Source organism: Desulfovibrio sp. 1188_IL3213, assembly GCF_036763145.1.
In the GTDB taxonomy this organism is placed as follows: Bacteria; Desulfobacterota; Desulfovibrionia; order Desulfovibrionales; family Desulfovibrionaceae; genus Desulfovibrio.
Map to the genome: position 1 here is coordinate 1 of NZ_JBAIYR010000079.1, position 7,622 is coordinate 7,622.

Annotated in this window: 6 protein-coding genes and 1 pseudogene; 5 read left to right on the forward strand and 2 right to left on the reverse strand. The window is 57.3% G+C overall.

Features of this window, described 5'->3' with window-relative positions; genetic code table 11:
- The 5 genes from nadE to V6C16_RS05505 all read left to right on the forward strand — a co-directional run.
- Window positions 1-889: NAD(+) synthase (gene nadE, locus V6C16_RS05485; protein WP_333542862.1), on the forward strand; the 889-nt coding region annotated here is incomplete at its 5' end.
- Window positions 890-1,189: 300 nt separating this feature from the next.
- Window positions 1,190-2,170, forward strand: a complete 981-nt coding sequence (glpX, locus tag V6C16_RS05490; protein ID WP_333535229.1) for a class II fructose-bisphosphatase — start codon at window positions 1,190-1,192, stop codon at window positions 2,168-2,170.
- 57 nt (window positions 2,171-2,227) lie between these two features.
- Window positions 2,228-2,758, forward strand: coding sequence for a serine/threonine protein phosphatase (locus tag V6C16_RS05495; RefSeq protein WP_333535228.1), 531 nt, complete (start codon window positions 2,228-2,230; stop codon window positions 2,756-2,758).
- Window positions 2,759-3,176: 418 nt separating this feature from the next.
- On the forward strand, window positions 3,177-3,725 hold the full coding sequence (locus V6C16_RS05500; RefSeq protein ID WP_333535227.1) for a V4R domain-containing protein: 549 nt from the start codon (window positions 3,177-3,179) through the stop codon (window positions 3,723-3,725).
- 972 nt (window positions 3,726-4,697) lie between these two features.
- Window positions 4,698-5,723, forward strand: a complete 1,026-nt coding sequence (locus V6C16_RS05505) for a GGDEF domain-containing protein (protein WP_333535226.1) — start codon at window positions 4,698-4,700, stop codon at window positions 5,721-5,723.
- Between the two features lie 531 nt (window positions 5,724-6,254).
- Here V6C16_RS05505 and V6C16_RS05510 read toward each other — a convergent pair.
- Both V6C16_RS05510 and V6C16_RS05515 read right to left on the reverse strand, forming a co-directional pair.
- Window positions 6,255-6,818, reverse strand: a complete 564-nt coding sequence (locus tag V6C16_RS05510) for a tetratricopeptide repeat protein (protein ID WP_333535225.1) — start codon at window positions 6,816-6,818, stop codon at window positions 6,255-6,257.
- Window positions 6,819-7,302: 484 nt separating this feature from the next.
- Window positions 7,303-7,619 (reverse strand): annotated as a pseudogene (locus V6C16_RS05515) ((d)CMP kinase).
- Window positions 7,620-7,622 lie beyond the last annotated feature (3 nt).

Sequence of the window (7,622 nt, forward strand, 5' to 3'; positions counted from 1 at the left end):
TGGCGGCAAGGCCCCCGAACCGCTGTGCGCCTGCGCGGAAGAAAGTCTCTGGCACGCCCTTACCCTCGGCACGCGCGACTTTGTGCGCAAATGCGGCGCGGAAAAAGTGATTGTGGGCCTTTCGGGCGGTATGGATTCTTCACTGGTATGCTGCCTGGCCGTGGAGGCGCTTGGGGCGGAAAACGTCACCGGTGTGCTCATGCCGTCGCCTTACAGCAGTAAAGGTTCTGTCAGCGATGCCCACCAGCTGGCGCAAAATCTGGGTGTACGCACCGTGACCCTGCCCATAGAATCTGTCATGAAGGTCTTTGAACAGGCTCTTGCTCCGGGGCTGGAACTCTTTGAGTCCCGCCCGGGCGACACCACGTTTGAGAATCTTCAGGCGCGCATCCGCGGCGTGTTTCTCTCCTCCCTGGCAAACAGGGCAGGCGCGCTCGTGCTCAACACGGGCAATAAAAGTGAAGCCGCCATGGGCTACAGCACCCTGTACGGCGACACTGTGGGCGCGCTTGCGGTTATTGGCGACCTGACCAAAACGCAAACCTATGCCGTGGCCCGGTGGTATAATGACTACCGGCAGGCAGAGATCATTCCGCAGCAGGTTTTTGACAAGGCTCCGTCCGCCGAACTGCGCCCCGGGCAAAAAGACGAAGACAGTCTGCCGCCCTACGGGCAGCTTGACCCCATGCTTGAAGAACTGCTGCAGCCCGGCGCTTCTTCCGCAGCGGCCAACATTTCGCCCTTGCGGCTTGAGGTGCGCAACAAACTTTTTGCGGCGGAGTTCAAGCGCAGGCAGGAGCCGCTGGCGCTTTTTGTCAGTCGCGTGCCTTTTGGCGCGGGCTGGCAGGCTCCGGTGGCGGGGCGCTACCGCCTGCCCCAGGGCATTTAACACTTGAAATGCTCGCTTACGGCAGGCAAAAGCCTGCCTGCTCGCATTTCGTGGCGAGGATTTTCCTGAAAATCCTCGCAGAGCAGTTAACTCATTTCATTCGTAAACTGCTCTAGCCCCAATTTGAGGAAGACCGGTTCGGACAAGATATTCCGGCATCCGCAGGCAGGGCAATGCCATGCGGGCCGATGGCGGCAGCGGAGATCCGGGCGGCAGCCCGGGGTTTTTTCTTGAAGCCGGCAGCGCGCTGGGGTAAGAGCAGTGTGTTGCACAACGCAGATATGAGTGGAGGAAGACATGGTGGAAGCACCGGAGAAAAATCTGGCCCTGGACATTGTTCGTATTACCGAGGCGGCGGCTCTGGCATCGGCCCGCTGGCTCGGACGCGGAGACAAGGAGGCCGGAGACGGCGCTGCCGTGGACGCCATGCGCATCAGTTTTGCCACTCTGCACATTGACGGCCTTGTTATTATCGGCGAAGGCGAAAAAGATAATGCCCCCATGCTGTACAACGGCGAAAAGGTGGGCATGGGCGCAGGCCCCAGTCTTGACGTGGCCGTTGATCCGGTAGAAGGCACGAGCCTGCTGGCCTACGGGCGACCCAACGCCATTTCCGTTGTGGGTGTGGCTCCCAGGGGCAGCATGTTCAACCCCGGCCCCAGCTATTATATGCAAAAGCTCGTGGTGGCGCGCGAGGCGCGCAACGTCATTGATCTTGACGCTCCCGTCAAGGTCAATCTGGCGAACGTGGCAAAAGCTATGGGCAAGACCGTGCAGGACCTTGTGGTTTTTGTGCTGGACAAACCCCGGCATGAAAAGCTTATTGCCGAAATCCGCGAGGCCGGAGCGCGTATACAGCTTCAGACGGACGGCGACGTGGCCGGTGCGCTCATGGCTGTGGATCCCCGCTCCGAAGTGGATATCATGATGGGTACGGGCGGCACTCCCGAGGGCGTGCTGGCTGCCTGCGCCATCAAGGGCATGGGCGGGCAGATGCTGGCCCGGCTTGATCCCCAGTCGTATGTGGAAAAAGAAGCCATCAACGAAACGGGCATAGACGCCCGCGAGGTGCTCACCGTCAACGATCTGGTGCGCAGCGACGACTGTTTTTTTGCCGCCACGGGCATTTCCGGCGGCGACTTCCTGCGCGGCGTGGGCTACAGCGCCAAGTACGCCGTAACGCATTCCCTGGTCTTGCGCGGCAAGACAGGTACGTTGCGGTATGTCGAGTCTTACCATAATATGGACAGGCTCTCGAAATTCAGCGCGGTTCGGTATTGAATGAATATTTTGTTGCGGATTTTCAGGATGTTCACAAGTTTTTCGACCTTGTCATGTATGAAAGGTCTCACGTCTGCAGGCGCTCTGGGCTTGCGCGCGGGAAGGGTGCTGGCGGCAGGGGCCGTCCTGCTGTGCCTGTTGTTTGCCCCGGCCCTGTCGGGCCAGGCGCATGCGGCCGCCGGGCAGGATAAAAAGGCGGCGCGGCAGACGGCTACGGTTTACGACAAGCAGCCGCCCGTGACGGAAAAGGAACTATTGAGCTTTCTGGATGTTCTGCCGCATTTTCGCGCCTGGGCCAAAGCCGGTAATGAAGAGGCACACCCTGTTCTGCGTAACGGCAAGGCAGATTTTATGTATTCGCCCAAGGCCGCTGCCTGGGTGCAGGAGCAGGGCTGGAATCCTGTGCGCTTTTTCTGCGTTATGGGAAGGATGGCTGCGGCTCTTGCCATTGTTGAAGAAGGAAACGACATGACCGGGGTGCGCTCCGGCGACATGCCTGAAGTTACAGAAAGCGAACTGGCGCTGGTCAGGCGGCATCTCGGGACCATGCTCAAGGTCAGCAATGACGCTCCGCCTATAATTCGCTGATCCGGCTTTTTCGCACGGTTCTGTTCCGGCTGTTTTTTCAGCACGGCGGGCGCTTCGCTTTTTGACAGCGGGCGGCTTGCGGGCTTTTGGTCCGCAGGCTGCCCGCTGTCGGCATAGAGAATTTTTATCTTGGAACTGCTCCGGGGCTGCGCGGGCCAATGCTCGTCATCAAGAAGCAGATTTCGCTTCAGCCTTTACCCCTGGCCGGGCTGCGGATGAAGACTGCGGCTCCAGGCATTGGGGTTGCAAAGCGCCGTCCCAAACGTCGCAGAACGTTGGGGCGGATTTTTCAAGTGCGAATATTTCCAGAGTCCAATGTGCTCTTGAGTACTCTGGGACAGAGACTTTTTTGTTTGCAGGGGTACGGCCAATGCTGCTAGCATGGGACACGGCACAGATTCTGTAAAAGGCGGTTTTTATGGCGACCCGGCGTTACGCATTCAGTTGGGATTTTGTTGGCAATGTGCGGGAAGGCCGGCCCAATCTCGGTAACAGCGCCCGTATCGAAGTATACCGGCTGTTCCAGTATACCATGCGCGATATTGTGGAACTTCGCTACGGCACTGAGGCGTCAGAAGAAATCATGCGCGAGTGCGGAGAGTTGGCGGGCCGCAAGTTTTGCGAAAGGTTCATTGGCCCGTGCGAAAATTTCGATGATTTTGTGGCTGTGGTGCAGAAAGCGCTGCTGGAATTCGGCATCGGCATTCTGCGGATAGAAACAGCGGACTATGAAGCGTCCCACTTTACCCTGACAGTGGCGGAAGATCTGGACTGCTCCGGCCTGCCTGACATGGAGCATACGGTCTGCCACTACGATGAGGGATTTCTTGCCGGAGTGTTGTTTTCCCATGCCGGGGTGAAATTTGACGTGCGCGAAATTGACTGCTGGTGCACCGGCGACCGCACTTGCCGGTTTGAGGCCATGCCCATGCAAAAAAAGCCGCGCACGGAAGAAACGTCAGATTGAACCGGCCAGTCCGGTTGGCGCCATGCGGCCAGAAAAAGCGGAAAGCCGGGCTGTTCGCGCAAGGGGCACCCCATGCGGAACACAGTGCAGCAGGCGATTTTATCTGTAATATCTCTGGCGCCTGCGCGGGCAAACGACCGCCTATGGGGTGGTGCAAGTCCGCTTCAGGTCTTGTCCGAAGGGCTTGCGGGTAAAAACAGCAGCACCTGCGTGTATTGCTGCCATTCGTAGCGGGCGATGTGTCACATTGATAATGTGGATTCTGAAGAAAACAGCGCTCGGGTTGCGCCACTGCATCAGCGGTTCCAGGCGTTGAATAGCCTGACTTGAGCGATATATTTTTTGTCACCACTACAATGGCGCAGTCGCGCAACTTCGCATTGACCGCCTTGGGAAAAATACCGGCCAGTGCGCGTTGCTGAAAAAAATTACCAAATAATGCGGTTTGTCGTCAGAGCAATGCTGAAAGAACATTGCTCTGACGCCTGCGCGAGCAGACGTCAGCCACGAAAGCATACGCACGGGCTGCCTGCGCAGCCAGACGCCGGGTTTTGCAAGCTTTGAGCATACAGATTCTCAAAGGCGACATGTTTTCTGTAGATCGCGGTTCCCCTATGTCACGCGGCGCGGTTGCCGTGCGTCCAGACAGAGGGGTCCGGCTGCGGCCGGAATGTTCGGAAGCCGCACACCCGCCACCGGTCTGGCGCTGTCCTGTTTGTCGCGCCTGATTCCGGTTCCGGGAAAGATTCCTCCGACGGGTTAGGGCAATTTCACCCTGAGGTTGCTCTGGCGGCTGCGCAGGCAGCCATCCGCCATCAAGTTACGCCAGCCTTACAGCCATGTTGCCCAAAGGCTCGGATGAAGGCCGCAGCGCATGCATGTACGCCGCTACACACTGGAGTGAGCGCCGCAACCCTTTGAGAAAATGTATTCTTAAAGGTAAAATGTTTTAAGCTACCGGTAGTAAATACTATGGATGATCCTGCGAATACCAGGGCCGCGCTCTTGAAAGACGTGGCCCTTGCGAACGAAGTCATAGGCCATGTGCATTCCATTCTGACCGGCGTTTCCGTCAGTGAAGCCCCCCTCCCGGAAAGGTTGCGCCAACTGGAAGGTATGGAAAACCTGCACAATCTTATATGGGGCATACGCGCACTGGCCCACAATCTGGGCAAGGGTGACCTGCATTACATGTCCAAACAGAGGGGCTTTGTCATAGGCTCTCTCAAGGCCCTTCAGTCAGACCTGCGCCACCTTACGTGGCAGGCCCAGTGCATCGCCAAAGGCGAATATCAGCACAGGATCAATTTTTTGGGCGACTTTTCCACGGCATTCAACAAGATGGTAGAAGAGCTGGACAAAAACGTTTCGGAACTGACCCGTCTTTCGCTTAAGTACAAACAGCTTTCGTTCATCGACCCCCTTACGGGGCTGCTCAACCGCCGCGCATTCATGGCCAAGGCAGAAAAAACGCTGGAACTGATCCGTGAGGAAGGATTGCCTGCAAGTATCCTTCTTGCGGATATCGACCATTTCAAAGCCGTCAATGACACGTATGGGCATGCCTGCGGCGATGAGGTGCTTGTGCGCTTCAGCCGCTGCATAAGCTCCTTTTTGCGCGAACAGGACCTGTGCTGCCGTTATGGTGGTGAAGAATTTGTCATATTTTTGCCCGGTGAAGAGCTGGCCGAGGCGTGCAGGCTGGGCGAAAAAATACGTTTGGCCGTGGAAGAGGCCGTCATGGATGAAGCTGCCATGCTCCACTGCGCTCAGGGGCGTACCAGGGACGGGCAGACGTCCAGCCCGCATTCCGGCGTCCCTCTGCGGATAACCGTGAGTCTTGGTGTCAGCAGACTGTGCCGGGACGAGACGTCCTGCTCGCCCTTGCAAGAGCTTGAAACCGGCATTGCAGAGGCAGACAGATGCCTGTACCAGGCCAAACACAACGGGCGCAACGCCGTGGTGTGCCAGGACGCGCTCTCTCTTTTTCAGGAATAGGCATTTCATTTTGAAAAGGCTGTGGCCGCTGCGTGAGCAGACACCACCGTGAAGCTAAGCGCTGTTCGCCGGCGCAGCTCATTTGCCCAGTTCGTGGATGGTTCATCGGGCAATTCACCGGTGCAGCCACTCGGTGCAATTTGTTTGCGCTTCCCGGCGGTGCAGCCCGTTGGCGCAGCTCATTTGCGCAGCCCGTCAGCACAGTTTATCTGACCGATTTATTTTCGCTTTTAAGCGTCTTCACGGGCGTACCGTAAATTTTGAGCATGACATTCTCAAAATCAACCCGCTCCAGCCCGCATGCAGGCGTCTGTGGTCCGGACGGCATAAACAAAAATCCCTGAAGAAACCTTCAGGGATTTTTCGCTTTGTTTGCGCTGGCGTACATGTAAACGGCATGATGTTTCAAGGGCGAACAGTGCCGTGTGTTCCCCGTTGAAAAGATTTTCCGGCCCCGGCGCCTGCCAGGGGCCGGAAAATCATGTGGGGAGGGGAGTATGTTTCGGCAGCGGCATGGCCCGGGGGCCATGGCTAGGCGGCCATGGTGTCGAAAAGTTCTTTGGCGCTGTTGTTGGCCGGGTTGGCGCCGAGCACTGCTTCAAGGTGCGTGCGGGCCTCTTCGCCACGGCCAAGGTAAATGAGGCAACCGGCCAGGGTGACGCGCACGGCCTCGGCTTCAACACCGGTGTTCAGGGTGTCTTCCAGGTAGGGCAGCACGTTTTCAACGCAACCCAACTGGTAGGCTTCACGCACAAGGCAGTTCAGCGCCACGATATTTTCCGCGTTCTTGTTGAGGGCACGGGCAAAGTTGTCAAAAGCGGCCTGATGCTGGCCCTGTTCCATATGGATCAGGCCGATGCCGCACAGGGCCTTGTCTGTTTCTTCCACCGAGGCGGCTTTCTGGTAAAGCACAAGGGCCTTGTCCAGATCGGCCCGCTGCACGGCCACGGTCGCCAGGCCGAGATAGGGGGCGTCGCTCTTGGTATTGCTGTTGGCGGCCTTGCGGTAATATTCTTCGGCCTTGTCAAAGTCACCCATGAACAGGTAGCATTCGCCCAATTCCTTATTGATCTCGTAATCCAGTTGACTGCTCATATCTTCCTCCCCAACTGAGGCTGGTTTGTGCAAGGCGCTGTATGCGCCATTGGCTTGCCCAGTGTTATGCACTGCTCATGCCAAAGTATTTTTTTTCAATAAAATCATGCTGATATTTTTTTATAAAGACGCCTTTTAAGGTAAATAGGCAAAGGCGTCCTGTTTGGAGCGCCAAAAGTCCGGCAGCACCCGGTGAAAAAGTGGCAGGTTTTGCCGCTGGCGGAGGGGCATGCCGGAAAAGCGAAAAAGCCTTTTGCAAAGCGCAAAAGGCTTTTTTGGGGGTATTTTTTGCTTTGAAACAGTTCCGGACTTCGTGGGCAGGTCCCTGCGGTAAAGGAGCAGCGCAATATATTTGCGCAGTTACGCACCGGAGCGGACGTCCGGGAAGCGTTGAGAATGGGTATTCTCAACGCGAAAATGCTATCGTCCGTCCGTGGGCCTGCGCTTTTCACGGAAGAAAGAAACGCGCTAAAACGGTCGCCCGCTATTCGTGCAGGCTCTGCGGCCCCCCGTGAACATTGATATGGTGCAGCATAACGCCGAGCACCCCAGAAATGTCCAGATGGGAGGTATCCACAATAAGGGCGTCAGGGGCGGGACGCAGTGGGGCCACGGCACGGTTGCGGTCCAGGGCGTCGCGCTGGCGTATCTGCTCCGTAAGGCTTGTCAGTTCGGCAGCCTCGCCTCTTTCCTCAAGGTCGCGCAGGCGGCGCATGGCCCGTACTTCCGGGGCGGCATCAAGAAAAAACTTAATCGCGCATCGGGAAAGACCACGGTTCCCATATCCCGGCCTTCGGCCACCAA